This is a genomic window from Hoyosella altamirensis (genome assembly GCF_014191505.1).
GTDB classification, from domain to species: Bacteria; Actinomycetota; Actinomycetes; order Mycobacteriales; family Mycobacteriaceae; genus Hoyosella; species Hoyosella altamirensis.
The window spans coordinates 245132-270131 of the sequence record NZ_JACHWS010000003.1; the positions used below are offsets into that span (position 1 = coordinate 245132).

A 25000-nucleotide genomic window follows, 5' to 3' on the forward strand; every position below is an offset into this window, starting at 1 on the left:
TAGCCGCAGGCCAGTAGGCAGCCTGACCTGTACGCGGCGAGCGTATTTCACCGCGCATCTCAGATTCGGGTTATGTGTGCTGGCTCACGACAACTAGTGACCAAAGACTTTTTCGGATGACCAAAGTCCTTCAGAACAGAAGATTTTTGCTCCTGTTCTCACGCAATTCGGCGCTCTAGGAGCATGCGGGACGCGGGTACAGCGTCAGCGCATGAAGCGCCATTTCCGAGGAGGCCGCGCAACGACGTTTCCCATCCCTGCTGATCCCGTCACCCGGATCGTCGCGTCCGCTGGAGACGCAGCGTAACCAAGTTTGTTTTTGACGGAGCCCATCGTGGTCTTCACTTCATCGGTGCTGACCGTCACTCCTGGGGGAACGATCAGCACGATATTGCCCATGTTCGCTGACGCTTCGATCAGCACCTGGCCGTAAGGGAACTCTGCTTGAGTGAAATCGAGCTTGAGGGAGCCCATCGCGGTACTCGCGACGATATGGTTGGGTACTTTCCAGTACCCGTCACGTTTCAGGTCGGAAAACCCCGCGTTTAGTCGCAGTGGCTGCGCGGAGGACTGAGCTGGAGAAACTCCAGGCAGTGCTGGAACTGGCAGGTCGGCGACGACAGCATCCAGATCAGTGTAAGTCACCGCGGAGTACACGGCCACCAGGCGCTCATCGAGTTCGCTGAGAGTAATGCGGCCCTCTGAGTGTGCCTGATTGACGATCTTCACCGCGACTTCGCGGTCTTTGTCCGACGCCCGCAGGTTTCGCCGATCCGGTTGGGTCATACCTTCATCGTACGAAAAGATCTTGGAGGACGGGCACACACAGGACGTGAGAGCAGACGCTTCATGTTGGCTCGTTCGACGATGAGAAATCTATCTCAGTGACTTCCGGAATGTTGCCCCCGAGTGACAACGCACGATTCTCGGGCAACCCGTCGCCAGAGCATCCTTGCGCTGAAGCGCGACCGGTCACCGTTTGCGGGCAAACGACGTCGCCATCGCGGCCCAAGAAGACACGACCGCCAGCCCGGCTTTTAGTGACTGCACGCCGCCGACGCCACGCAGCTCCCGCAGTGTCCTATGCCCTTCACCGGCCTCAGTAGTGCGCTGCTCCCATCTCACAACGATTTTCCTCTGCTTCGGCACCTCTCCCCTCCCGCACCGCGCTTCTGGACGCACACGGCTGACCACTTAAGAACAGCATGTAATCAACAGGGGAATTACCCGAAAGGTTACGTTCTACACATGGCGAGGGCAGTCGCAGGTCACCAGTCGAGGAGCGAGCCCGGACACGCTGAGTTGCATGGTCAATGGCTTGGGATGCGGAACTCGCTGACCTTGCCGCCGACGACAGTAACGAACGCGCGGCTCGACCCATTGAATCGGTTGCTGCGCCAGTCGAACTGGATCTCGGTGACGTTGTCTTCTGAGCTGGCGGCCGTGACCGCGATTGTGGCGTTCTGCCCAATGGCATCCGTGTCCGCCCAACTAGCGATTCCGTCGGCGCCATTTAGAACACGGCCCCAGTCGTTGACGACACCATCAGCCGTGAATGCTGCGACAAATGCCTCTCTGTCACCGTTGTTGATTGCGTCGACAAGCGCCTGGATAGGTGCGGGAAGCTCGCTCACTGGTTCACCCACTTACGCGGAGATGGGATAGTTTCGTGCCGACTCGTCGCCGTTACAGCATCGCCCAGCCGGAAACAGCTGCGAACAACGCATCCAGAAAGGCCTGGGAGCACGACGGTAATGGTACCCGTAACAACGGATGGTCGTTCTCTGTCTCTCCCAGGTGGTAGCTACCAGCACCGCCTCAGCCGCGTGTAAGCAGGTGGTGCGACAGCACCCTAAGGGGCCTCCCGCAGCGCAGGCATCCAGCGGAGTATTAGCTCCACGCACCCCCTAGCAACCCGGAGGTTACATTGTTCCGCACTGCCGCAAAGATCCTCGCCTCTACAACTGTCGCCACGGCCATTGTCCTACCCGGCACTGCCATCGCTGGCGCGAAGCCCGCTCCGCAGCCAGTTGGCGCGAGCACACCGCTCACCACCACTACCACGGTGGGTCTGCAGGCGGGAGCGACAGGGCAGGGTGAGACACAGGCTCAGTGCGACCGGCGCGCCGCGGCGATCAACTCCTGGTACGACGAGCTGTACACGCAGACCATCGCAGGCAACGCCGCAGCAGCGGAAACGGCCAACAACAATGTGGCAGCCCTCGAGGATGCCGCTTTGAGCGCGGGCTGCTTCCTCTTCTAGGTCAGTCAAGGAACCGGCCGGACACAGCAATTCCTGGCTTGCAAGCTAGGCGGCACCACTCGAAGGAAGCACAAAAGCCCAGGTGAAACAGTGTCTCACCTGGGCTTCCTATGTCGGGCTGACAGGATTTGAACCTGCGACCACTTGACCCCCAGTCAAGTGCGCTACCAAGCTGCGCCACAGCCCGCCGCTGAACTAAGACGCCGAGGCGCCGTTGTTAGCTCAGCTAGATTACAACAGCCCGCGTGCTGGTTGCCAATCGCCTCGCGGTCAGCGCCGCGGTTTGCCGCGCTTCTCGCGCACTCGCACGCCGATCCTGATTGGGCTGCCTTCGAACCCGAATGATTCGCGTAGCCGACGTTCGAGGAACCGCCGGTAGTTTGCCTCGAGGAAGCCGGTCGTGAAGAGCACGAAAGTGGGTGGCCGTGTGGTCGCCTGGGTGGCGAAGAGGATCCGCGGGAGCCGTCCGCCACGCATCGGCGGTGGTGTCGCGGCTACTGTTTCACGCAGCCAGGTGTTCAGCCGTCCGGTGGGGACGCGGGTGTCCCACGATTCGAGCGAGGTTTCCATCGCCGGAACGAGTTTCTGCACGGCGCGGCCCGTTTGGGCGGACACGTTGACGCGCAGTGCCCATCGCACACGCTGCAGGTCGCGATCGATTTCCTTCTCGAGCTGCAAACGCCGCTCATCGTCCACCAGGTCCCATTTGTTGAAGGCGAGGACGAGTGCCCGGCCGGTCTCCTCAACCATGGTGATGACGCGCTGGTCTTGTTCACTGATCGGCTGGGACGCATCGATGAGCACAACCGCCACCTCAGCGGCTTCGATCGCGGACCGGGTCCGTAGCGACGCGTAATATTCGGCGCCGCTCGCGTGGATGACGCGTTTACGCAGGCCGGCAGTGTCGACGAATCGCCAGACTTTTCCACCGAGTTCGACGAGGGAGTCGACGGGGTCGACGGTGGTGCCTGCGACGTCGTGCACGACGGAGCGTTCATCGCCGGACAGTTTGTTCAGCAGACTCGACTTGCCCACGTTCGGCTTACCGACGAGCGCGACACGCCGCGGTCCGCCAGTAGCGCCGATGATTTCACGCGGCGTCTCGGGCAGCACTTCGAGGATCTTGTCGAGAAGATCACCTGTTCCCCGGCCATGCGTAGCACTTACGGAGAATGGTTCTCCTAGCCCCAGAGACCACAGCGCCGCGGCTTCCGCTTCGAGTTTCTGGTCGTCCACCTTGTTAGCCACCAGAATGACCGGTGTTTTGGACCGACGCAGCACGCGAGCGACCGCTTCGTCTGTGGCGGTGGCACCGACTGTCGCGTCGACAACCACGACGATCGCGTCGGCGGTGTTCATCGCCAGTTCGGCTTGCCGGGCAACGGACTGTTGCAGGCCTTTCGCTGACGGCTCCCAGCCCCCAGTGTCCTGGATCGTGAAGCGCTTCCCTGCCCATTCGGCGTCGTAGGAGACGCGGTCGCGGGTGACGCCTGGAACGTCTTCGACGACGGCTTCGCGGCGGCCGATGATGCGGTTGACGAGCGTCGATTTGCCGACGTTCGGCCGCCCGACTACAGCGAGCACCGGGACCGGGACGAATTCGCCTTCAGCTGCGCCTTCTAGGTCGCCGAGTTCCCACTCAGTCTCGTCGCTCCAGGTTCCGTCGGCGGACCATCCTCCGGCGAGATCATTGTCGGTCACTTGTACGCTCCTATCCGCTCTTCGATGAGCGTGAGAAGGTGGTCGACGACACCATCCAGCGTGAGGTCGCTGGTGTCGACGATCAGCGCGTCCTCTGCTGGCCGGAGTGGTGACACGGCTCGATTCGAGTCGAACTCGTCCCGTCTGATGACGTCTGCCAGCACTTCGTCGTAGTTGTCGCCACGGCCTTCGGCGATGTTCTGGTCGTTGCGGCGCTTAGCGCGCGCCTCGGGGGACGCGGTGAGGAAGATCTTCACGGACGCGTCCGGGAGAACGACGGTCCCGATGTCACGGCCTTCGATCACAATGCTGTCAGCTGCGACGGAAAGCCGCCGCTGCAGTTCAACGAGTTGCTCGCGAACAGCCGGAACCGCGGCGACAGCGGAGACTGCAGCCGTCACAGCTGCACCGCGGATTTCAGTGGCGACATCGTCGCCGTCAAGCATCACTTGTTCGCTTTGCGGGTCCGAACCGATCGAGAACGGAAGGTTCGCGGTCACCGCGGCGAGCGCAACCGGGTCGTCGATGTCCGCACCGGAACGCAGCGCATGCAGCGTCGCGATCCGGTACATCGCACCGGTATCGAGGTAGCGGGCTCGCAGCCGCTCAGCAACACGGCGAGAGACGCTCGACTTGCCTGTCCCGGCCGGCCCGTCGATCGCGATCACAACGTTGCTCACAACCCGACCTCCTTGTACAGTGCCCCGACCTCTTGGCGGTTCAGAGCCCTGATTGTTCCAGGCCGCTGATCACCGAGATGCACGGATCCGATCTGGGTGCGCACGAGCCGGGTCACGGGGTGCCCGACGTGTTCGAGTAGTCGCCGGACAATGTGCTTGCGGCCTTCGTGCAGAACAATCTTCACAAGGGTGCTCTTGTCGAACGCGTCGACCACGGAGAAAGCATCGACTCGTACTGGGCCGTCGTCCAGTGTCACACCGGCCGCCAGGGCACGGTCGACGCTTCTGCGCACGACCCCTTCGACGTCGGCGAGGTAGGTTTTCTGCACTTTGTAGGACGGATGCATGAGTCGATGAGCTAGTTCACCGTCATTGGTGAGCAGCAGCAGACCTTCAGTTTCGGCGTCGAGGCGTCCGACGTGGAAGAGCCGCTGCCCGGAAGCGATCCGTTCGGCGACGAGGTCGCCGACACAGGGACGCCCGAGTTCGTCCAGCATCGTCGACTGCCATCCGCGTGGCTTGTTGAGCGCGAGGTGGACCAGTTCTTCAGTGATCATCACTCGCATGCCGTCGACCTTGACCACAGCGGTGGAAGGGTCGATCCGCATGCCCTGGGTGGTGACGATTTTCCCGTTCACTTCGACGCGACGCTTGTCGATCATCTGCTCGCATACACGGCGGGAGGCGACGCCAGCCTGAGCCAGCACCTTTTGCAGCCGCACGCCTTCCTCACCGTATGCAGCGGTATCAGGGAGCGCGGCCCCTCGCAAAGGGGCACCTTCGGGTGCTGGGCGCGCGTTACTGATACGCGGCAGCCCGGCCGATGGATTTTTCGGCTGCGGTTTCGAATGGGTCTTACGAGCCGAGGGCTTGCGTGTACCCGGCGTCTGACTCGACGACTTGGGGAAGGAAGGCTTCTTGCCTCCCGGGCTATCGGTTCGGGAGTGCTGCGAACGCGACTCCTGGCCGCGGCGCGCCCCCGTGGAGGGCTTTTTGTTTCGGTCCGGTGTGCCATCTCGGCGAGCGGGTCTTTTCATTTCTCATTCCTGTTCAGATGTTGCTCGCTCCCCTGCACGAGACGAACGAGCGTGGCTTTTCGCCATGCGAGCATCAAGATCACTTTCGATCTCGATGCCCAGTTCATCGATAACGTCCACGTCCGGAAGCAGCGGTGCGAGCGGCGGCAGTTCAGCGACCGCGGCGATACCGAGCCGCTCCAGGAACAGCTCCGTCGTCACATACCGCGTCGCTGCCGATTCCGGGTCAGGCTCAGTCTCGGCGATCAGACCGCGCGCGAGGAGAGTCCTCACAACACCGTCCACATTCACACCGCGCACCGCGCTCACACGTGCTCGCGTCACCGGCTGGCGATACGCGATCACCGCCAGTGTCTCCAGCGCTGCACGAGTCAGTTTCGATCGCGCACCGTCCCGGATGAGACGTTCGACGTACACAGAGTATTCGCTCCGTGTGTACATACGCCAACCGTCTCCCGCGAACCGCAGGTCAATGCCGCTTCGCCGTGACTCATAACTCGCTCCCATCCGTACCAGGGCGCGGCGGACGCGGTCCTCAGGCACATCGAGGGCGTCAGCGAGGGACTCCGCGCTGGCGGGCGTGTCTACAACGAGCAGCAGCGCCTCGAGCGCAGCCTCAAGGCGCTGCTCGGTCCACTGTTCCGCGTCATCGTCGGGATGGTCATCCTGCATAATCTTCTCCTGCTCCGGCCAATTGCGGTTCCACACCAGTCCAGCTGACCTGAAGCGCCCCGAGCGGTTCGGGCTGAGCGATATCGAGCGCCTTCTCCCGGTAGAGCTCCAACATGCTGAGGAAGCGGGCAACGATCCGCATCACCGAATCACAATCCGCGACAAGCGCGGGAAATGCGACCCACTCACCCGCACCGCGTTCACGGAGGCGACGCAACAGAATTCTCGATTCCGCGGGCACGGATATGTATTCCGCATGCATGTGCGTCACGTTGACTTCCGGGACTGGGCGCGGGCGGAAGGCGGCGGCAGCGATTTCCGCGAACCGCTCCGGCGTCACACCGAGCACCACGTCGGGAAGCAGGCTCGTAAAGCGGTCCTCAAGTGACACCGAACGCGGATAGCGGCGCAGCGCGCGTTCTTCCATCTCCGAGAAGACCTGCGCTAACTGCATGAATGCCCGGTACTGGAGCAGACGCGCGAAGAGCAGATCGCGTGCGTCGAGCAATGCCAGATCTTCGTTATCTTCTACCTCAGCGGAAGGAAGAAGACGGGCGGCCTTCAGGTCCAGCAGCGTCGCCGCCACAACAAGGAACTCGGTCGTCTGGTCGAGCCCGAGCTGGCTACCGAGCCGCCTGGTGTACGCAATGAAATCGTCAGTCACCTTGTGCAACGCCACTTCAGTCACATCAAGGCGCTGCTGACTGATCAGACTGAGCAGAAGGTCAAACGGCCCTTCGAAGTTACGCAGAGTGACCCGGAATATTTCCCCGGGATCATCCGGCTGCGCATCATCAGGAAGGGGTACTGTCACCGGCCCCGGCCAAAGCCCGCGATCACTTCACGTGCAAGTTGCCGGTAGGCGTCCGCTCCCGCGGATTTCGGCGCCCAACTCGTAATCGGCTCGCCAGCAACGCTCGTCTCAGGGAACCTGACGGTGCGGTTGATCGTCGTGTGGTAGACGAGGTCACCGAACACTTCGACGACGCGGGTCATCACGTCCCGCGCATGCAAAGTCCGGGCATCGAACATCGTCACGAGAATTCCCGCAAGAGAGAGACGCGGATTGAGTCTGTCCCGAACCTTCCCCACCGTGTCATTCAGCAGAGCTAGCCCGCGCAAACTGAAGTACTCACATTCCATCGGGATCATCACCCCGTCGGAGCAGGCGAGAGCGTTCACGGTCAGCAAGCCGAGCGAGGGCTGACAGTCAATCAGAACATAGTCATATCGGTCGAGCACGGGATGCAGCGCCCGGTGCAGCGTCTGCTCGCGCCCCACCTCGTTGACAAGCTGAATCTCGGCGGCGGACAGGTCGATGTTGCTCGGCAACAGATCCATCCCGTCGACGCGGGTGCGCATTAGCACCTGCTCAATCGACACTCGCGGCTCGACGAGCAGGTTGTATACGGTCTGATCAAGCTCATGATGCGCAACACCGAGACCTGCGGACAACGCACCCTGGGGGTCAAGGTCGACGAGAAGTACCCGCCGTCCATACTCGGTCAGCGCGGCACCCAGGTTGATGGTCGAGGTCGTTTTACCGACCCCGCCTTTCTGGTTGCACATCGACAAAACCCGAGCGGGCCCGTGGCTGTTGAGCGCTGTCGGCTCCGGTATAACCGGCAACGGCCGGCCCGTGGGACCGAGTGGCTCGCCGGGTTCATTCCCGAGAGCACCTGCCGCGTCGTCCCCACCAGCGACACCGCTCCCCGCGGCTGCTCGCTCGGACTCCGCTGCGAATTGCTGCGGTGTCTTCACGGTTTCTGGCACTCCTTCTCTGGGTGTTACCGCCCACAGTCCTGGCTGTGACGGTACTAACGCTACCGTTTGCTGCTGTTATACGCGCCATTCGACACGAGGCACACGCGCTTTTACCGCGCGCGTGGATGCGCCTCCGCCCACACTTCGCGCAGTGCCGTCACAGTGACAGCCGTATACACCTGCGTTGTGGTCACCGAAGCGTGGCCTAGAAGTTCTTGCAGCACACGCACATCCGCTCCACCTTCAAGCAGGTGGGTCGCGAACGAGTGCCGTAGCGTGTGCGGTGACACGGCGGATGTCACCCCGGCCCGCTTCGCAGCGTCCTGCAGGACCTGCCACGCGCTTTGCCGGGAGAGTCGGCCACCGCGATTGTTGAGAAACACCGCGGGGTCGAACCTCCGCACCAAAGCGGGCCTCCCCCGCACCACATACGCATCGAGCGCTGCGATGGCCGGGCGGCCAAGGGGAACGATGCGCTGTTTGCCGCCCTTACCCCGAAGCAGCACCGCACGGGACTCCAGGTCGAGATCGTCAAGGTCGAGGCTGATCGCTTCCGTGATCCGGGCGCCGCTCGAATAAAGGAGTTCAAGCAGCGCACGATCACGGAGGCCACGCGGCCCTTCGGACTCCATGCCCACTGCCTCGAGAATTGCGAGAACATCGTCCAGAGGCAAAGCTTTCGGCAACCTCTTACCTGGACTTGGCGGCTTCACGCTACGCGCGACATCCGCTGGCACCATGCCTTCGGCATGCGCGAACCGGTGCAGACCCCGCGCTGCGATCAACGCGCGGGCGACCGAACTCGCCGACAAACTCTGAACATTGTTCGCCGGATCGCCTTTGCGCAGGGCGAGAACGAAGTCTTCCACGTCACGTTCGGTGACGTCAGCCAGATCGCGGATCTGCCGGCCAGCGAGATGTGCGACGTACCGCCGCAAATCACGCTGGTACGACGTCAAGGTGTTCCGTGACGATCCGCGTTCCACCGCAAGATGATCGAGGTAGGCCGTCACTTGCCCGCTCAGCAACGCGGGCGGGTTCACGTCACTCGCCATCGCCGTGACGGCGGCGCGCCAGTGCGGATGGCCGCAGAGGCCACGCTGCGTCCGGCTCGCGAAGGTCTGTGCCAGCAGCGCGCGCGGCATGCAATGCAAGGATCCCTGCGACACTCGTGGCGTTGCTGATCTCACCGCGCAACGCCATCTCGACCGCGCCGGAGAGAGGAACCCGCAGGATCCGCATGTCAGCTTCTTCGTGCTCTGCTTCCGGCCTCTCGGTTTCCCGCAAGCCCTGCGCGAGGAAAACCCTGACGACCTCGTCCGTCATTCCGGGCGACACTGCTACGTCGACGAGCAGCTTCCAGTTGTCCGCCGCGAGGCCCGCCTCCTCCGCGAGTTCACGCTCCGCAGCCCTGCGCGGGGACTCACCCGGCTCATCAAGCAACCCCGCCGGTAATTCGAGCAGACGAGCGCCGACGGGGTGCCGGTACTGCTCGACAAACGCGACCCTGTCCTCATCATCGATCGCGACTATGGCGACAGCCCCGTAATGCTCGATGACCTCGCGCACCGCAGAGCGGCCGCCGGGCATCACCACGTCATCAACGCGCAGCGCAATGACCGCGCCGTCGTATGCGAGCCGCGACGCGCTCGTACTGAATTCGTGGCTGCCCGGCTCAGTCATTTTGACTCGGCTTCACTCGACACAAGTTCAGGTGACTCGTCATTTCCGCCGATATCGACGGGCAGCCGCTGCTCTGCCGAATAGCGCATCGCTGCCTTTACGAACGCGGCGAAGAGCGGGTGCGGCCGCGTCGGCCGGCTCTTCAGCTCGGGGTGTGCCTGCGTCGCAACGAAAAACGGATGCTGCTTGCGCGGGTACTCCACGAACTCCACCAGGCGTCCGTCAGGAGAGGTGCCGCTGAAAACCAGTCCACTCTTCGCGATCTTGTCCCGATATGCGTTGTTGACTTCATAGCGGTGCCGGTGCCGCTCCGACACCGAGGTGGCGCCGTACGCTGAGGCGACGACAGAACCTTTCGTCAGTGCCGCGGGGTACGCGCCAAGGCGCATAGTGCCGCCCATGTCCGCGTTGCCTGCCACGATGTCCCGCTGGTCGGCCATCGTCGAGATCACGGCGTGGGGCGTTTCTTCCTCGAATTCTGACGAGTTCGCCCCCTCCAGCCCAACTGACCGCGCCGCCTCAATGACGACGCACTGCAAGCCGAGGCAGAGCCCGAGTAGCGGGATCTTGTTGGTGCGCGCATACCGGATCGCACCGAGTTTGCCCTCGATCCCCCGGATCCCGAAACCGCCCGGGATCAGGATCGCATCCACTTCACCGAGCGCCGCGTGCGCGCCCTGATCGGTCGCACACGTGTCGGATGGCACCCAGTCGATCTCGACCTTCACACGATGATGGAAGCCTCCGGCCCGAAGCGCCTCGGTCACCGACAGGTAGGCATCTGGGAGGTCCACGTACTTGCCGACCAGCGCGATTCGCACGGTTTCGCGAGAGTTGTGGACACGTTCGAGCAGGTCTCCCCACACCGTCCAGTCGACATCACGGAAGGGAAGACCGAGTTTGCGCACGACGTACGCGTCGAGACCCTCGCGGTGGAGCACCTTCGGAATGTCGTAGATGGAAGGAGCGTCGGCGGTCGAGATCACACCTTCGACCTCGACGTCACACATAAGGGCAATCTTGTTCTTCAGCCCCTCGGGGACATCCCGGTCGGCGCGAAGGATGAGAGCGTCCGGCTGAATACCGATGTTGCGCAACGCCGCAACCGAGTGCTGGGTCGGCTTGGTCTTCAACTCTCCTGACGGGGCAAGGTAAGGAACCAGCGAAACATGCAGGAAGAAGACGTTTTCACGGCCTACATCGTGACGGACCTGCCGCGCGGCCTCGAGGAATGGCTGCGACTCGATGTCGCCGACCGTACCGCCGATTTCGGTGATCACTACGTCGGGGACGTGGCCCTGTAAATCTGGGCCTGACATGGCGAGAATGCGGGCCTTGATCTCATCAGTGATGTGCGGAATGACCTGCACAGTGTCGCCGAGGTACTCCCCACGGCGTTCCTTCGCGATCACCGAGGAATAGACCTGACCGGTTGTCACGTTCGCTGAACCTGGCAGGTCACGGTCGAGGAACCGCTCGTAATGCCCGATATCGAGATCCGTCTCGGCGCCGTCCTCGGTGACGAAGACCTCGCCATGCTGGAACGGGTTCATCGTTCCAGGATCAACATTCAGGTAAGGGTCGAGCTTCTGCATCGTGACACGCAGGCCGCGCGCGGTGAGAAGCTGCCCGAGGCTCGAGGCTGTCAGCCCCTTGCCCAGTGATGAGGCGACGCCGCCGCTGACGAAGATGTGCTTCGTCTCGGTCTTCGCGTGATGACGTGAGAAAGGCAAAGAGACTCCCGTGACAACTCGAGCAGACATACTACGACCGGGTGTGGTGCCTGCTGACCCACGGGACTTCACGGTAACACTTCGACGCGTTCTCTGATGCACCGACGCCATGCTTTGCAATGAAAAACACGGTCATCTAAGCGCCCCGTGTGACTGCGGCTGCGCGCGGGCCCGTCCCGTAGTGCGCCGAATCGCCGCGCAGCCGCTCTGCGAGTGCGAGCGCGACCGTTACCCGTCCTGTCGCTGTCCCCGCGTTGTCCACCGTACTGACAGCCGAGGCCATGCTCGTTTCCGAGCGGATTACGGCCAGCGCGTGGTTGCCGTTCGCTGACTCTGTAGCCCCTGCCGCAACAACCGCACCGTGACCGGCAAGGCCGGCTGCGAAGCGTGCAACGAAGGCTCCGTCATTTCCGTCCCTGTCCTGCAGCGCCGCGGTAACCACCACTGCGGAGGCGGCAGGCGTCACCGCACCCTCATGGGAGATGAAACCGCCACTGCTGAGGACATCGAGGATCACTTGACGTTCCTCGTCAGTTCCCTGCGGCCCCTCACCCTGCGCGTGTAAGAATGCTGTGCCCAGCAAGTCACCAGTCATGCTGCCCTGATCGGTCGCTCCCGTATCGAGCTGGGCGCCCGCAGGGAGCGAGTTCGTCACCAGCCCACGCAGCCGTTCTGCTTCGGCCACATCGGTGAATGCTTCCGTGAGGGTTACCGTTCCGTGTATTGAACCGCCCGCACGCGTCAGCATGTCCTGCACACCCGTGACGTCATCCGGGTCTGCGCCCGGCGCCGCGAACACCACAACTGCCTGATCACGCAGTTCACCGTCGAGAAGGCGGTCCGCGTACGTGACGGTAAATTCAGATGCCGCGTCAAGCTCGTTCAGCGCGGTGTCACGCTCGGCTTCAAGCGCCTCAGCCTGCTCGGTCAGACCACTTCGGTCCGAGCGCAAATTCTGCACCACACGATCAGCAAGTGTGGTCGACCCGAGAACCAGGCCCAGCGCAAGCGCCAGGAACACAGCCACCAGGGAAACTGCGTGATAACGCAGCGGAATCACGCATCAGCCCCTGAGGTCTCGGATAAGCCCCTGAACCCAGAGAGCAAACCTGTTCCATGTATCGATCGCCCACGACAGCGGGTCTTCAATGCCATTGACGATGAGAAGCACTACCAGTGCAGCTGCCATCAAAGCGAGTACGAACAAAGCAATCGCTGTGACCGACACCCGGCTCCGGTAGAGCGTGGCCAGCGCGCGCCCATCAACCAGTTTTTCCCCCACCCGCAGACGAGTGAGGAACATGGAGGGCGCCGATTCTGACTTGTCCCGGTCAAAGAACTCACTCAGTGACGCACTCACCCCCACGGTCGCGATCAGCGACGCCCCGTGATGGTAGGCGAGCAGCAAGGCAAGATCAGCCGGAGTCCCCGCAGCAGGGAACGTCATCGCCCCCACACCGAGGTCCTGAATCCGTTCAAGACCCTTCGCGTGCCCGTCTGGGTCTGCGGGCAGGACAACCTGGGCGCCGCAGCGGAGCGTTTCTGAACTCATCGACTCGGGATCACCGACGATCAAGTCAGGCTTGAACCCAGCCTTGAACAAGGCGTCGGCACCGCCGTTCACACCGATGAGGATCGGCTGGTATTCCTTGATGAACGGCTTGACTTGCTTCAGTGCGTCTTTGTAGTCAGGTCCCGCATCGACGACGAGTACCTGGCGGTCGGCAAGCTCAACATCGATATCTGGGATACCGATCCCATCGATAAGCAGCGGGCTCTCGGTACGAATGAACTCGACGGTGTTCCCGGAGAATGCTTCAAGATGGTCGGCGAGTGACTGCTTCGCCGCAGTGAGGAGGTCTTTGATCTCTTCCTCGAACAGCTGGACACCGAGCGCGACCGGTTTCTCGCCGAGGAAAACCTCACCCTCGTACAAGCGGACCTTCGCGCCGTCCTTGACTTCACGGAAGATCTCAGAACCGACATCATCGACGAGGATGATGCCCGCGTCGACGAGTTGCTGCGGACCAAGATTCGGATAACGGCCAGAAATCGACGGCGAGGCATTCACGACGGCGAGTACCTGCGCCCGGATCAACGCATCAGCGGTCTTGCGGTCTAGATCGATCTCATCGAGGATGACCACATCGCCCCGTCCGGCGCGGCGGAGAACCTTCGCGGTATCCCGATCGATCCGTGCGGTGCCACTGATACCTGGAAGCGACGTGCTATTGCGCGACAGCAGGGACGGCATCTTCATGTCCCGATGATGGACCCAATGTCGCCGAGAGCGCGGGAGGCGCGCCGATACCAAATAGTTACGCAACTTCGAGACGTCGCTGAGAAGTCTTGCGCGCCTAAGCGGCCAGTGCCTGACGTTCTTGCTCAGCGACCGCGAGAAGTTCTTCCGCGTGAGCCCGGCCCGTGTCCGAATCACCCATCCCAGCCAGCATCCGGGCAAGTTCGGCCACGCGATCCTCGGGCCCGAGGTTCCGGACACCGCTGACAATCGTCCCGCCGGGCTGATCCGTCTTGTCGACAACGAGGTGCGTATCCGCGAAGGCCGCGACCTGCGGCAGGTGCGTTACGACTATGACCTGGTGGGTGCGCGCAAGCCGCGCGAGCCGCCGCCCGATCTCGATCGCCGCCCGGCCACCCACGCCGGCATCAACCTCGTCGAACACCATCGACGCCGCACTGTCTCCACCCGCGAGCACGACTTCAAGCGCGAGCATTACGCGGGACAGCTCACCACCCGACGCACTCTTCGCCAACGGCATCGGCTCGGCACCTGGATGCGCGGCCAGTCTGAATTCGACCTCATCGATGCCGTAGGGACCTGGGACATACCACGACTTTTCAACTTCAATTGCGCCGTCAGTTTTCGCTTCGACGGGGGTCGTTTCGACGGAGACCTCAAGCTTCGCTCTTCCCATCGCGAGGCCCGCCAACTCGCCCGACACCGCCTTGCTCAAGGCCACGGCAGCCCGCCGCCGCGCAGCCGAGAGCTTAACCGCGTGCCCTGCAAGTTCGCGTCCCGCAGCAGCTACGGCGGCGGAAAGTTCTGAGAGCGCTTCAGCGGATACATCAATGCTGGCGAGCCGTTCCCGTGCGCTGCTCGCCCATTCGAGCACACCATCGACGTCCGCAGCATATTTCCGGGTCAGCATTTTGAGGTCCGACTGGCGGTTGAGCAGCCCATCGAGCGCACCCGGGTCCGAAGGAAGTCCTTCCAGGTACGAACTCAATTCGGCACCGAGGTCACCGACCAGCGCTATCGCATCACGGAACCTCGGAGCAAGCTCACCGAGAGACGGGTCATCAGCCCCTTCGAGGCTGTGCCGTGCTTTGCCCAGAAGTTCCAGTGCGTTCTCGGCGCCCGTCTCTGCGGTGTCGGCGATGTCGCTGGCTCCCGCGATTGCGGCGAGGGCCTCAGTCGCAGCGCCGCGCAGCGAATCAAGGTCGCTGAGTCGCCGCACCTCCGCCGCGATCGACTCGTCTTCTCCTGGCTGGGGGTCAACGGCATCGATTTCGTTGAGCCCGAATTGGAGGCGGTCTGCCTCTTGCGCGAGTTCACGCGAACGCGTCGTACGTTCGTGAAGTTCCTTTGTGAGTTTCTTCCACTCCGCGCGAGCGCTGCGATAACGATCAAGGAGCGGTGTGATCGCCTCACCAGCGAACCGGTCGAGCGCACCTCGTTGCTGATCAGCTTTCAGCAACCGCAGCTGGTCGTTTTGCCCATGCACCGTCAGCAAGGCGCCAGTAAAGCGGCCTAGCACGCCAGCTGGCACGCTGCGCCCACCGAGGTGGGCGCGCGAGCGCCCGTCGCGGGAAACCGTGCGGACTGCGATCACAGACCCGTCGGAGTCCTCCTCGGCACCACTCGACTCGAGTATTTCTGCGATTTCTTCCTTTACGGATTTCGCCACGCCATCAATGGTGAATCGGCCCTCCACGGTGGCTCTTTCCGCACCCGCACGGACTCTTTTCGCGTCAGCCCGGGCACCGCTGAGCAGATGCAGACTCGTCACAACCATTGTCTTGCCGGCACCTGTTTCGCCGGTGAGCACAGTGAAACCCGGGTCGAGCTCCGCGCTCGCCGCGTCTATGACCCCAAGGCCGTTGATACGTAACTCGGCTAGCATCGCTACTCCTCCCCGATACCCGTGACGGGTCTGCCACGCCATCCTTGCACCGGCAGTTCAAATTTCCGCACAAGCCGGTCCGCAAACGGTGCAGAGTTCAGTCTTGCCCACAGCACGGGTGTGGTCCCTCGCCTGAATTCGATGCGCCCACCCGAGGGAACCTGCACAATCCGGCGCCCGTCACAGAACACGAGCGCATCGTGACCGGCAGGATCGACCTCAATGGCCACCAAAGCAGCTGGGCTGGTCACCATTGGCCGCGCAAAAAGGGCATGGGCGTTACTCGGCACCACGAGCAACGCTTCCAGTTCCGGCCAGACGATCGGACCGCCCGCCGAGAATGCATAGGCAGTTGACCCCGTCGGTGTCGCGACGAGCACACCATCACACCCGAAAGCCGACACCGGACGGCCGTCCACTTCGAGCACCACTTCAAGCACACCGAGCCGGGGTGCCTTCTCAACGCTCGCTTCGTTGAGCGCCCAGCCCTGCGCCAGTGACCGGCCCGCCGACCACACCTCCATGTCAAGCGTCATGCGGTGCTCTACTCGGTATTCGCGCCGCACAACCTGCCCCAGTGCGTCTTCGAGGTGTTCGGCCTCCGTTTCAGCGAGGAACCCTATTCGCCCGAGGTTGATGCCCAGCACCGGTATCCCCGCCGAGCGAGCGAGATCAGCAGCCCGCAGCATTGAGCCGTCACCACCGAGAACAAGAACCAATTCGCACCCGGCAGCAGCATCGGGGCCAGCTTCTATCACTGTTTCGTAACCCGACAAAGCTCCAGCGGAGACGTGTGTGCTCGCTGCCTCATGCGCAAGTATGCGAAGCCCGATGCCGTGATGCTTCATGATCCGCGCCACCTGGGTCACGGTACGTGCGACCTCTGGCCGTCCCGTATGGGCAACGAGCAGTATCTCGCGGTGACTCGTTGGCCCTTCCTGGTGTGTCACTGAGGGCCCTCTTCCACTGCGCGGCGGATCATTTCGCTGAGAGTGGCCGTGGGCGCCGGGCCAGCTTCACCGGAACGCAGCCACAGAAAATACTCAACATTCCCAGATGGCCCCGGCAATGGGCTTGCTACCGCATCGATGGCGCGAAGACCCAAGCCACCCGCATAGTCTGCCACCTCCCGCACCACGCTCGCGCGCAGTTCCGGGTCGCGGACAACACCGCCGGAACCGAGGCGCTCCCTGCCCACCTCAAACTGAGGCTTGACCATCGGCATCAGATCAGCGCCAGGCGTGACGCAACTCGCAAGCGCAGGCAGAACCAGCCGGAGCGAAATAAACGAGAGGTCCGCGACAACGAGGCCGACCGGACCGCCAATCTGTTCGGGCGTCAGGCTGCGAACGTTAGTGCGGTCACGAATCTGCACTCGCGGGTCATTCTGCAGTCTCCAGATCAGCTGACCGTATCCGACGTCCGCAGCGACCACCTCTCTGGCACCTCGTTTTAGAAGCACATCAGTGAACCCGCCCGTCGAGGCTCCCGCGTCAAGACAGCGCCGGTCCCTGACCTCGAGCCCACCTGGCTCGAACCGTTCCAGCGCACCGAGTAGCTTATGCGCGCCCCGGGACGCCCACTCTTCTTCGCTCGGGTTCTCGATCACGTGCAGTGGCGCGGCTCGGTCGATAGCCGTCGCCGGTTTAGCAATTGTGCTGCCGGCTGACTGCACCCGGCCTGCTGCGATCAGTTCAACCGCGTGGTCACGTGAACGAGCCATGCCGCGGCGAACAAGTTCCGCGTCGACGCGGGCCCTGCGTGCCATCAGACCGTATCCACCGACGCAAGGGCCTTGACGAGAACGCCGTGGGCGTCTTCGAACAATTGCACTGCTTCCAGGGTCGCTAATTGCTCTGATGGCAATGAGTCGAGTTGTGCGACGATCTCTGAGACGGCAGTGCGCACCTCATCAGGTTCATGCTGAAGAGGTGCTGCAGGTCGTGGCCCGGGCAGTGGCGCTCCGTTAGTCATCGGCCTCAACGCTAACCGACAGTGCTCCCCCGCCACCATGCGAAACACCGGAATCCACTGACCACGCGCGGAGAAGTTGCGCCGCACGCGCTCCTCGCACCAGAATCCGGGTGGCAGTTTCCGGGGCCGTCACGCTCCATAAGGTACTAGCGACAGCGCGCAATGCTGCCGCGCCGTCAGCGTTAGCACTGTCGGTGGCTGTTATGACGACGTTCGGCCCATCCCAGAACACGTCCCAGCCCTCTTGCGGCCCAGGCCGGAGCTGCTCAGCTGGTTCTCCGAGTCCTCGGAGATCGGCCGCGATGTAGTCCGGACGCATATCTGGTCCAGCACGCAGTACGTCAAGTGGCTGCGAGACACCTGTCATCACATAAAAACTGGGGAGCCCTGCAGCGCGCGCTCCGGCGATATCGGTGTCCAGGCGATCGCCGACCACCAGGGGTGTAGACAATGATGCGCGCTCAATTGCGTCCTTGAAAATCTGGTCACCGGGCTTGCCCGCCACGTAAGGCTCTGCATCGGTGGCGGTCCGAACGGCAGCGACCATCGACCCGTTTCCGGGCAAAAGCCCACGCTCGGTAGGGAGCGTGGCGTCGAGATTAGCGGCGACCCAGACAGCTCCCGACCGAATGGCCAAAGCCGCCTCTGCGAGCAGCGCCCACCCAGTGTCCGGCGAGTGCCCCTGCACCACCGCGTCAGGACCTTCGTCGAAACGCGTCACCGGGACCAAGTTCGCCTTGCGGATCTCATCAGCAAATGCCTCAGTGCCGACTACCAGAACCTTCGATCCTGGCGGTACAAGCGACGAAACCAGCCTCGCCGCCGATTGAGCACTCGTGATCACATCCTCGCAAGCTGCTGCAAACCCCAGTTCCACCAGGTGTTCCGCCACGTCACTCGCACTGCGGCTAGCGTTGTTCGTCACGTACAGCAGTCGTGTGCTCCCCACATGGTGAAGCACATCCACTGCGTGTGGAACGACCTGAGGGCCCCTGTACAGCGTGCCGTCTAGATCCAGCAGTAAGCCGTCGAACTCCTCAAAGAGTCTCGCCATGGCTGCGGCCGCCTCACACGATGTCCGGATCGGCCTCGGACATTTCGACCGCTCGATCCTCTGCGTCCGTCGCTTCGGAGTCTGCTTCTGACGATCGGAAGAACCAGGACAGTGCTTCATCGCGGCGGCCCGCCGCTAGGAGTGCCTCCGCATAGGCATAGCACAACCGCGCGGCCGTAGCGCCTTCGCGAGCATTGTCGAGATCGGATCCCTGCAAGGTAACGACCGCTGCATCGTATTGTTCCAGGTCCATCCGGGCGCCGGCGGCAACGATCCGCAATTCGATGGCGGCCTCAGTCGGCAGCGAGCGAGCCTCTGGCGAGCGGGCAATTTCGATTGCGCGTTCTGGCCTTCCGAGGCCTCGTTCGCAGTCTGCCATCACTGCGAGCAGTCCAGAACCGCCGCCGATTCGCCGTGCGGTACGGAGCTCGTTGAGCGCTTCAGCCCATTCACCTGCATAGTAGGCGGCGATGCCAGCGGTTTCGCGCACCATCGCGATCCGCGAAGCCCTGCGCCGAGCAGCACGGGCATGCGCGAGAGCGCGGGCTGGGTCCTCCTCGAGCAGTTGTGTTGCTACGACGAGGTGCCGGGCAACAAGGTCAGCCGAAGTTTTGTCGAGGGCGAGCAAGTCACGTCGGGCCTCGTCTGGCAATTCGGTCGGTTCAACGTTGTCCGGCAGCCGGGGATCTTGGTTCCGCTGCTGGCTGTCGTCGCCGCGGGACGGACGACGGTCTTGTGACCGGGGATTCGGTTTGCGCGCCGTGAAGCTCGCGCCGTCCCGGGGTCTCCGCACCGGCGTTCCATCACGGTTTGGGCGTCCTGATCCGGAAAAGCGTTTACCTTCACCTGAACCCGCACCGTCTCGACTGCCCGGTGAGCGGTTGTCACGTGCGTTGCCTCGCGATGGGTAATTGCTATCGCCACGATCTGACACGCGTTCAACCTTTCCATAGAAATGGGTCAGAGGGGGACCCTGGTGGGTCCCCCTCTGGTTGTTGATGTCCGGCGGTGTCCTACTCTCCCGCACTCTCGCGTGTGCAGTACCATCGGCGCTGGAGGGCTTAGCTTCCGGGTTCGGGATGGGTCCGGGCGTTTCCCGCTCCGCTATGGCCGCCGTGACAAGCTTTTTTTGTTGTGGCAAGGGGTGGTGTGTTGTTTCAGATGCTGGGTAGTGGTGTGTGCGCGTGTTTTGCGTTGTGTTGGGTTGTGTGTAAGTCCTCGGCCGGTTAGTACCAGTCACCTGCACACGTTGCCGTGCTTCCAGTTCTGGCCTATCAACCCCATGGTCTGTGGGGGGCCTTACCCAATCGTGTTGGTGAGAAACCTCATCTTGGAACGGGCTTCCCGCTTAGATGCTTTCAGCGGTTATCCCTTCCGGACGTGGCTAACCAGCCGTGCCCCTGGTGGGACAACTGGCATACCAGAGGTCCGTCCGTCCCGGTCCTCTCGTACTAGGGACAGGTTTCCTCAAGTTTCTTAACGCGCGCGGCGGATAGAGACCGAACTGTCTCACGACGTTCTAAACCCAGCTCGCGTGCCGCTTTAATGGGCGAACAGCCCAACCCTTGGGACCTACTCCAGCCCCAGGATGCGACGAGCCGACATCGAGGTGCCAAACCATCCCGTCGATATGGACTCTTGGGGAAGATCAGCCTGTTATCCCCGGGGTACCTTTTATCCGTTGAGCGACACCCCTTCCACTCGGGGGTGCCGGATCACTAGTCCCGACTTTCGTCCCTGCTCGACATGTACGTCTCACAGTCAAGCTCCCTTGTGCACTTGCACTCAACACCTGATTGCCAACCAGGCTGAGGGAACCTTTGGGCGCCTCCGTTACTTTTTAGGAGGCAACCGCCCCAGTTAAACTACCCACCAGGCACTGTCCCTGAACCCGTTCAGGGTCCGAGGTTAGATGCCCAATCCGGTCAGAGTGGTATTTCAACAACGACTCCGCCCCCACTGGCGTGAGGGTTTCACAGTCTCCCACCTATCCTACACAAACCGAACCAGACACCAATACCAAGCTGCAGTAAAGGTCCCGGGGTCTTTTCGTCCTGCCGCGCGTAACGAGCATCTTTACTCGTAATGCAATTTCACCGAGCCTGTGGTTGAGACAGCAGAGAAGTCGTTACGCCATTCGTGCAGGTCGGAACTTACCCGACAAGGAATTTCGCTACCTTAGGATGGTTATAGTTACCACCGCCGTTTACTGGGGCTTAAATTCTCAGCTTCGCCCTAACGGGCTAACCGGTCCTCTTAACCTTCCAGCACCGGGCAGGCGTCAGTCCGTATACCTCGCCTTGCGGCTTCGCACGGACCTGTGTTTTTAGTAAACAGTCGCTTCTCTCTGGTCTCTGCGACCACCCCCAGCTCCCCACGCAATGGTGGCTCACCGGGCGTGGTCCCCCTTCTCCCGAAGTTACGGGGGCATTTTGCCGAGTTCCTTAACCACAGTTAACTCGAGCGCCTTAGTATTCTCTACCTGACCACCTGTGTCGGTTTGGGGTACGGGCCATGCGGGAACTCGCTAGAGGCTTTTCTCGGCAGCATAGGATCATGGAATCCCCCTCAACGGGGTCGCATCACCTCTCACCCTTGATGGCAGACGGATTTACCTATCCACCGGGCTACAGGCTTACACCAGTATTACCACTGACTGGCCCCACTACCTTCCTGCGTCACCCCATCGCTTGGCTACTACCGGATCAGGTCCCACGCATCCACCCTCACACCCGCCGAAGCGGGACAGAGGGCTTCTGGGTGGTTAGTCTCACCGATTCACCACGGACGCGCCCACACGGGTACGGGAATATCAACCCGTTATCCATCGACTACGCCTGTCGGCCTCGCCTTAGGTCCCGACTCACCCTGGGCGGATTAACCTGCCCCAGGAACCCTTGGTCATCCGGCGGCAGAGTTTCTCACTCTGCTTTCGCTACTCATGCCTGCATTCTCACTCCCACACCCTCCACAACTCGTTCACACGGCTGCTTCCCTGGATGCAGGACGCTCCCCTACCCACCCCAGCCACTGCACACACCCCCAAAGAGGTGTGCGGATGTCATGCTGGAGTGCCGCGGCTTCGGCGGTGTGCTTGAGCCCCGCTACATTATCGGCGCAGGACCACTAGACCAGTGAGCTATTACGCACTCTTTCAAGGGTGGCTGCTTCTAAGCCAACCTCCTGGCTGTCTGAGCGGTCCCACATCCTTTTCCACTTAGCACACGCTTAGGGGCCTTAGCCGGCGATCTGGGCTGTTTCCCTCTCGACCAGCGAACCTTATCGCCCGCAGTCTCACTGCCACGCTCTCACTTACCGGCATTCGGAGTTTGGCTGACGTCAGTAACCTGGTGAGGCCCATCGGCCATCCAGTAGCTCTACCTCCGGCAAGAAACACGTGACGCTGCACCTAAATGCATTTCGGGGAGAACCAGCTATCACGGAGTTTGATTGGCCTTTCACCCCTACCCACAACTCATCCCCTCAGTTTTCAACCTAAGTGGGTTCGGGCCTCCACGACGTCTTACCGACGCTTCACCCTGGCCATGGGTAGATCACTCCGCTTCGGGCCTAGAACATGCCACTGCAACGCCCTATTCAGACTCGCTTTCGCTACGGCTGCCCCTCACGGGTTAACCTCGCGACATGCCACTAACTCGCAGGCTCATTCTTCAAAAGGCACGCCATCACCCCACCCCAAAAGGGGAAGGCTCTGACGGATTGTAAGCGCATGGTTTCAGGTACTATTTCACTCCCCTCCCGGGGTACTTTTCACCATTCCCTCACGGTACTTATCCACTATCGGTCATCAGGGAGTATTCAGGCTTACCGGGTGGTCCCGGCAGATTCACAGCAGATTTCACGGGCCCGCTGCTACTCGGGTACAACGTCACAGACCAGGCATACATTTTCGCGTACGGGACTCTCACCCTCTCCGGCACACCATCCCAAGCGGCTTCCGCTAACACACACACTGGATCTGACTGTCACGGCGGTAACAGAACAACACTGCCCCACAACCCCTCATACGCAACCCCCGCCGGGTATCACACGCACAAGGTTTAGCCACCATCCGCTTTCGCTCGCCACTACTCACGGAATCACTCAATTGTTTTCTCTTCCTGCAGGTACTGAGATGTTTCACTTCCCCGCGTTCCCTCCACACCGTCTATACATTCAACGGCAGGTAACACGACATCACTCGTGCTGGGTTTCCCCATTCGGACACCCTCGGATCACAGCTCGGCTGACAGCTCCCCGAGGCCTATCGCGGCCTCCCACGTCCTTCATCGGCTCCTGATGCCAAGGCATCCACCATGCGCCCTTAAACACTTACAACACAAAAAATCAATCACAAGCAATAAACACTCGTCACACCACTATCCAGCTCTCAAACAACACACACAACCAACACCACCCAGCCACAGACCCCACACACCGTGTGAACATCCACTCCCGCCAGGCACTATCAGCCATGCCCCTGAAAACACCACACCCACACAATCCCCCCACAACAGGAGAGACCAGGCATGCTGCCTCAGAACCCCAACAGTGTTCCAGCCGTCCCCCGGCCCGCACCCCCTTCAAGGGACACGAACACACACAGGAAACAATTGTTTGATGTCCACCCGGCACGGCCCACAGCCCGTGACACGAACGGTCACGCAAGCCAGGCCGCAAATAATTATCTCTAAGAGCAAAGCTCCTTAGAAAGGAGGTGATCCAGCCGCACCTTCCGGTACGGCTACCTTGTTACGACTTCGTCCCAATCGCCGATCCCACCTTCGACCACTCCCTCCCACAAGGGGTTGGGCCATGGGCTTCGGGTGTTACCGACTTTCATGACGTGACGGGCGGTGTGTACAAGGCCCGGGAACGTATTCACCGCAGCGTTGCTGATCTGCGATTACTAGCGACTCCGACTTCACGGGGCCGAGTTGCAGACCCCGATCCGAACTGAGACCGGCTTTAAGGGATTCGCTCCACCTCACGGCATCGCAACCCTCTGTACCAGCCATTGTAGCATGTGTGAAGCCCTGGACATAAGGGGCATGATGACTTGACGTCATCCCCACCTTCCTCCGAGTTGACCCCGGCAGTCTCTCACGAGTCCCCACCATTACGTGCTGGCAACATGAGACAAGGGTTGCGCTCGTTGCGGGACTTAACCCAACATCTCACGACACGAGCTGACGACAGCCATGCACCACCTGCACACCAGCCACAAGGGAACGCCCATCTCTGGACGCGTCTAGTGCATGTCAAACCCAGGTAAGGTTCTTCGCGTTGCATCGAATTAATCCACATGCTCCGCCGCTTGTGCGGGCCCCCGTCAATTCCTTTGAGTTTTAGCCTTGCGGCCGTACTCCCCAGGCGGGGTACTTAATGCGTTAGCTACGGCACGGATCCCGTGGAAGGAACCCACACCTAGTACCCACCGTTTACGGCGTGGACTACCAGGGTATCTAATCCTGTTCGCTCCCCACGCTTTCGCTCCTCAGCGTCAGTTACTGCCCAGAGACCCGCCTTCGCCACCGGTGTTCCTCCTGATATCTGCGCATTTCACCGCTACACCAGGAATTCCAGTCTCCCCTGCAGTACTCCAGCCTGCCCGTATCGCCTGCACGCCCACTGTTAAGCAGTAGGTTTTCACAGACAACGCGACAAACCACCTACGAGCTCTTTACGCCCAGTAATTCCGGACAACGCTCGCACCCTACGTATTACCGCGGCTGCTGGCACGTAGTTGGCCGGTGCTTCTTCTGCGCCTACCGTCACTCTCGCTTCGTCGGCGCTGAAAGAGGTTTACAACCCGAAGGCCGTCATCCCCCACGCGGCGTCGCTGCATCAGGCTTGCGCCCATTGTGCAATATTCCCCACTGCTGCCTCCCGTAGGAGTCTGGGCCGTGTCTCAGTCCCAGTGTGGCCGGTCGCCCTCTCAGGCCGGCTACCCGTCACCGCCTTGGTAGGCCATTACCCCACCAACAAGCTGATAGGCCGCGGGCCCACCTCACACCGCTACATAGCGCTTTCCACCCACCCCCATGCAGGAGCAGGTCCTATCCGGTATTAGACCCAGTTTCCCGGGCTTATCCCAGAGTGCAAGACAGATCACCCACGTGTTACTCACCCGTTCGCCACTCGTGTACCCCGAAAGGCCTTACCGTTCGACTTGCATGTGTTAAGCACGCCGCCAGCGTTCGTCCTGAGCCAGGATCAAACTCTCCGTTAAAAACCAAACACACCCCAACACCCCACAAAGGAGCACCAGAGCACGATCAGAAAAACAGAGCC

Annotated in this window: 21 protein-coding genes, 1 tRNA gene and 3 rRNA genes; 1 reads left to right on the plus strand and 24 read right to left on the minus strand. The window is 61.7% G+C overall.

Annotated features, from left to right (window positions below; all coding sequences use genetic code 11):
• Positions 1-204 precede the first annotated feature (204 nt).
• From FHU29_RS15240 to FHU29_RS15250, 3 genes are all read right to left on the minus strand, one after another.
• Positions 205-786, minus strand: coding sequence for a DUF1707 SHOCT-like domain-containing protein (locus FHU29_RS15240; RefSeq protein WP_064440556.1), 582 nt, complete (start codon positions 784-786; stop codon positions 205-207).
• Positions 787-972: 186 nt separating this feature from the next.
• Positions 973-1149, minus strand: a complete 177-nt coding sequence (locus tag FHU29_RS15245) for a hypothetical protein (protein ID WP_157095126.1) — start codon at positions 1147-1149, stop codon at positions 973-975.
• 161 nt (positions 1150-1310) lie between these two features.
• Complete coding sequence (locus FHU29_RS15250; protein ID WP_064440605.1) at positions 1311-1634, minus strand: nuclear transport factor 2-like protein; 324 nt, start codon at positions 1632-1634, stop codon at positions 1311-1313.
• A gap of 293 nt (positions 1635-1927) precedes the next feature.
• On the opposite strand from FHU29_RS15250, the gene FHU29_RS15255 reads away from it, so the two are divergent.
• A complete protein-coding gene (locus tag FHU29_RS15255; protein ID WP_064440557.1) occupies positions 1928-2263 on the plus strand; it encodes a hypothetical protein in 336 nt (111 codons plus the stop codon).
• A gap of 113 nt (positions 2264-2376) precedes the next feature.
• Here FHU29_RS15255 and FHU29_RS15260 read toward each other — a convergent pair.
• The 21 genes from FHU29_RS15260 to FHU29_RS15360 form a co-directional block, all read right to left on the minus strand.
• A tRNA-Pro gene (locus FHU29_RS15260) sits at positions 2377-2450 on the minus strand.
• Between the two features lie 83 nt (positions 2451-2533).
• Positions 2534-3964: a ribosome biogenesis GTPase Der gene (gene der / locus FHU29_RS15265; RefSeq protein WP_064440558.1), complete on the minus strand. Its 1431-nt coding sequence runs from the start codon at positions 3962-3964 to the stop codon at positions 2534-2536.
• Positions 3961-4644: a (d)CMP kinase gene (gene cmk / locus FHU29_RS15270; RefSeq protein WP_064440559.1), complete on the minus strand. Its 684-nt coding sequence runs from the start codon at positions 4642-4644 to the stop codon at positions 3961-3963. Before cmk ends, der begins: the two co-directional genes overlap by 4 nt.
• The gene (locus tag FHU29_RS15275) at positions 4641-5414 is read right to left on the minus strand and encodes a pseudouridine synthase (protein WP_423785880.1); all 774 of its coding nucleotides are present in this window, start codon (positions 5412-5414) and stop codon (positions 4641-4643) included. Before FHU29_RS15275 ends, cmk begins: the two co-directional genes overlap by 4 nt.
• Positions 5415-5684: 270 nt before the next feature.
• The gene (gene scpB, locus FHU29_RS15280) at positions 5685-6353 is read right to left on the minus strand and encodes an SMC-Scp complex subunit ScpB (RefSeq protein ID WP_064440560.1); all 669 of its coding nucleotides are present in this window, start codon (positions 6351-6353) and stop codon (positions 5685-5687) included.
• Positions 6343-7167: a segregation and condensation protein A gene (locus FHU29_RS15285; RefSeq protein ID WP_064440561.1), complete on the minus strand. Its 825-nt coding sequence runs from the start codon at positions 7165-7167 to the stop codon at positions 6343-6345. Before FHU29_RS15285 ends, scpB begins: the two co-directional genes overlap by 11 nt.
• Positions 7164-8114: a ParA family protein gene (locus tag FHU29_RS15290; protein ID WP_183377581.1), complete on the minus strand. Its 951-nt coding sequence runs from the start codon at positions 8112-8114 to the stop codon at positions 7164-7166. Before FHU29_RS15290 ends, FHU29_RS15285 begins: the two co-directional genes overlap by 4 nt.
• Positions 8115-8227: 113 nt before the next feature.
• A complete protein-coding gene (gene xerD, locus FHU29_RS15295) occupies positions 8228-9172 on the minus strand; it encodes a site-specific tyrosine recombinase XerD (RefSeq protein WP_064440607.1) in 945 nt (314 codons plus the stop codon).
• The gene (locus FHU29_RS15300; protein ID WP_064440563.1) at positions 9162-9800 is read right to left on the minus strand and encodes an NUDIX domain-containing protein; all 639 of its coding nucleotides are present in this window, start codon (positions 9798-9800) and stop codon (positions 9162-9164) included. Before FHU29_RS15300 ends, xerD begins: the two co-directional genes overlap by 11 nt.
• A complete protein-coding gene (locus tag FHU29_RS15305) occupies positions 9797-11563 on the minus strand; it encodes a CTP synthase (protein ID WP_083962334.1) in 1767 nt (588 codons plus the stop codon). Before FHU29_RS15305 ends, FHU29_RS15300 begins: the two co-directional genes overlap by 4 nt.
• A 106-nt stretch (positions 11564-11669) precedes the next feature.
• On the minus strand, positions 11670-12593 hold the full coding sequence (locus FHU29_RS15310) for a copper transporter (protein ID WP_064440565.1): 924 nt from the start codon (positions 12591-12593) through the stop codon (positions 11670-11672).
• A gap of 3 nt (positions 12594-12596) precedes the next feature.
• Positions 12597-13793, minus strand: coding sequence for a putative cytokinetic ring protein SteA (steA, locus tag FHU29_RS15315; protein ID WP_064440566.1), 1197 nt, complete (start codon positions 13791-13793; stop codon positions 12597-12599).
• 97 nt (positions 13794-13890) lie between these two features.
• Positions 13891-15678 (minus strand): DNA repair protein RecN, encoded by a 1788-nt coding sequence (recN, locus tag FHU29_RS15320; protein ID WP_157095128.1) that lies wholly within the window; start codon positions 15676-15678, stop codon positions 13891-13893.
• Between the two features lie 2 nt (positions 15679-15680).
• Positions 15681-16628 (minus strand): NAD kinase, encoded by a 948-nt coding sequence (locus FHU29_RS15325; RefSeq protein WP_064440568.1) that lies wholly within the window; start codon positions 16626-16628, stop codon positions 15681-15683.
• Entirely contained in the window at positions 16625-17446 is an 822-nt protein-coding gene (locus FHU29_RS15330; RefSeq protein ID WP_064440569.1) for a TlyA family RNA methyltransferase, read from the minus strand. Before FHU29_RS15330 ends, FHU29_RS15325 begins: the two co-directional genes overlap by 4 nt.
• On the minus strand, positions 17446-17652 hold the full coding sequence (locus FHU29_RS15335) for a hypothetical protein (RefSeq protein WP_064440570.1): 207 nt from the start codon (positions 17650-17652) through the stop codon (positions 17446-17448). The genes FHU29_RS15330 and FHU29_RS15335 overlap by 1 nt, the downstream gene beginning before the upstream one ends.
• On the minus strand, positions 17645-18706 hold the full coding sequence (locus tag FHU29_RS15340) for an HAD-IIA family hydrolase (protein ID WP_064440571.1): 1062 nt from the start codon (positions 18704-18706) through the stop codon (positions 17645-17647). The genes FHU29_RS15335 and FHU29_RS15340 overlap by 8 nt, the downstream gene beginning before the upstream one ends.
• 13 nt (positions 18707-18719) lie before the next feature.
• Positions 18720-19499, minus strand: coding sequence for a hypothetical protein (locus FHU29_RS15345; protein ID WP_341478977.1), 780 nt, complete (start codon positions 19497-19499; stop codon positions 18720-18722).
• A 207-nt stretch (positions 19500-19706) separates the two neighbouring features.
• Positions 19707-19824 (minus strand): 5S ribosomal RNA (rrf, locus tag FHU29_RS15350).
• 88 nt (positions 19825-19912) lie between these two features.
• Positions 19913-23044: ribosomal RNA gene (locus FHU29_RS15355) — 23S ribosomal RNA — on the minus strand.
• Positions 23045-23416: 372 nt separating this feature from the next.
• Positions 23417-24938, minus strand: a 16S ribosomal RNA gene (locus FHU29_RS15360).
• The 16S, 23S and 5S rRNA genes sit together here, the layout of an rRNA operon.
• Positions 24939-25000: the final 62 nt, after the last annotated feature.

Excerpts from the sequence above, each read along its gene's own strand:
- FHU29_RS15330 (WP_064440569.1), bottom strand. The coding sequence starts at position 17,446 with ATGGCACGCAGGGCCCGCGTCGACGCGGAACTTGTTCGCCGCGGCATG.
- xerD (WP_064440607.1), bottom strand. The coding sequence starts at position 9,172 with ATGGCGAGTGACGTGAACCCGCCCGCGTTGCTGAGCGGGCAAGTGACG.
- FHU29_RS15340 (WP_064440571.1), bottom strand. The coding sequence starts at position 18,706 with ATGGCGAGACTCTTTGAGGAGTTCGACGGCTTACTGCTGGATCTAGAC.
- scpB (WP_064440560.1), bottom strand. The coding sequence starts at position 6,353 with ATGCAGGATGACCATCCCGACGATGACGCGGAACAGTGGACCGAGCAG.
- FHU29_RS15300 (WP_064440563.1), bottom strand. The coding sequence starts at position 9,800 with ATGACTGAGCCGGGCAGCCACGAATTCAGTACGAGCGCGTCGCGGCTC.
- FHU29_RS15335 (WP_064440570.1), bottom strand. The coding sequence starts at position 17,652 with ATGACTAACGGAGCGCCACTGCCCGGGCCACGACCTGCAGCACCTCTT.
- FHU29_RS15240 (WP_064440556.1), bottom strand. The coding sequence starts at position 786 with ATGACCCAACCGGATCGGCGAAACCTGCGGGCGTCGGACAAAGACCGC.
- steA (WP_064440566.1), bottom strand. The coding sequence starts at position 13,793 with ATGAAGATGCCGTCCCTGCTGTCGCGCAATAGCACGTCGCTTCCAGGT.
- recN (WP_157095128.1), bottom strand. The coding sequence starts at position 15,678 with ATGCTAGCCGAGTTACGTATCAACGGCCTTGGGGTCATAGACGCGGCG.
- FHU29_RS15305 (WP_083962334.1), bottom strand. The coding sequence starts at position 11,563 with ATGTCTGCTCGAGTTGTCACGGGAGTCTCTTTGCCTTTCTCACGTCAT.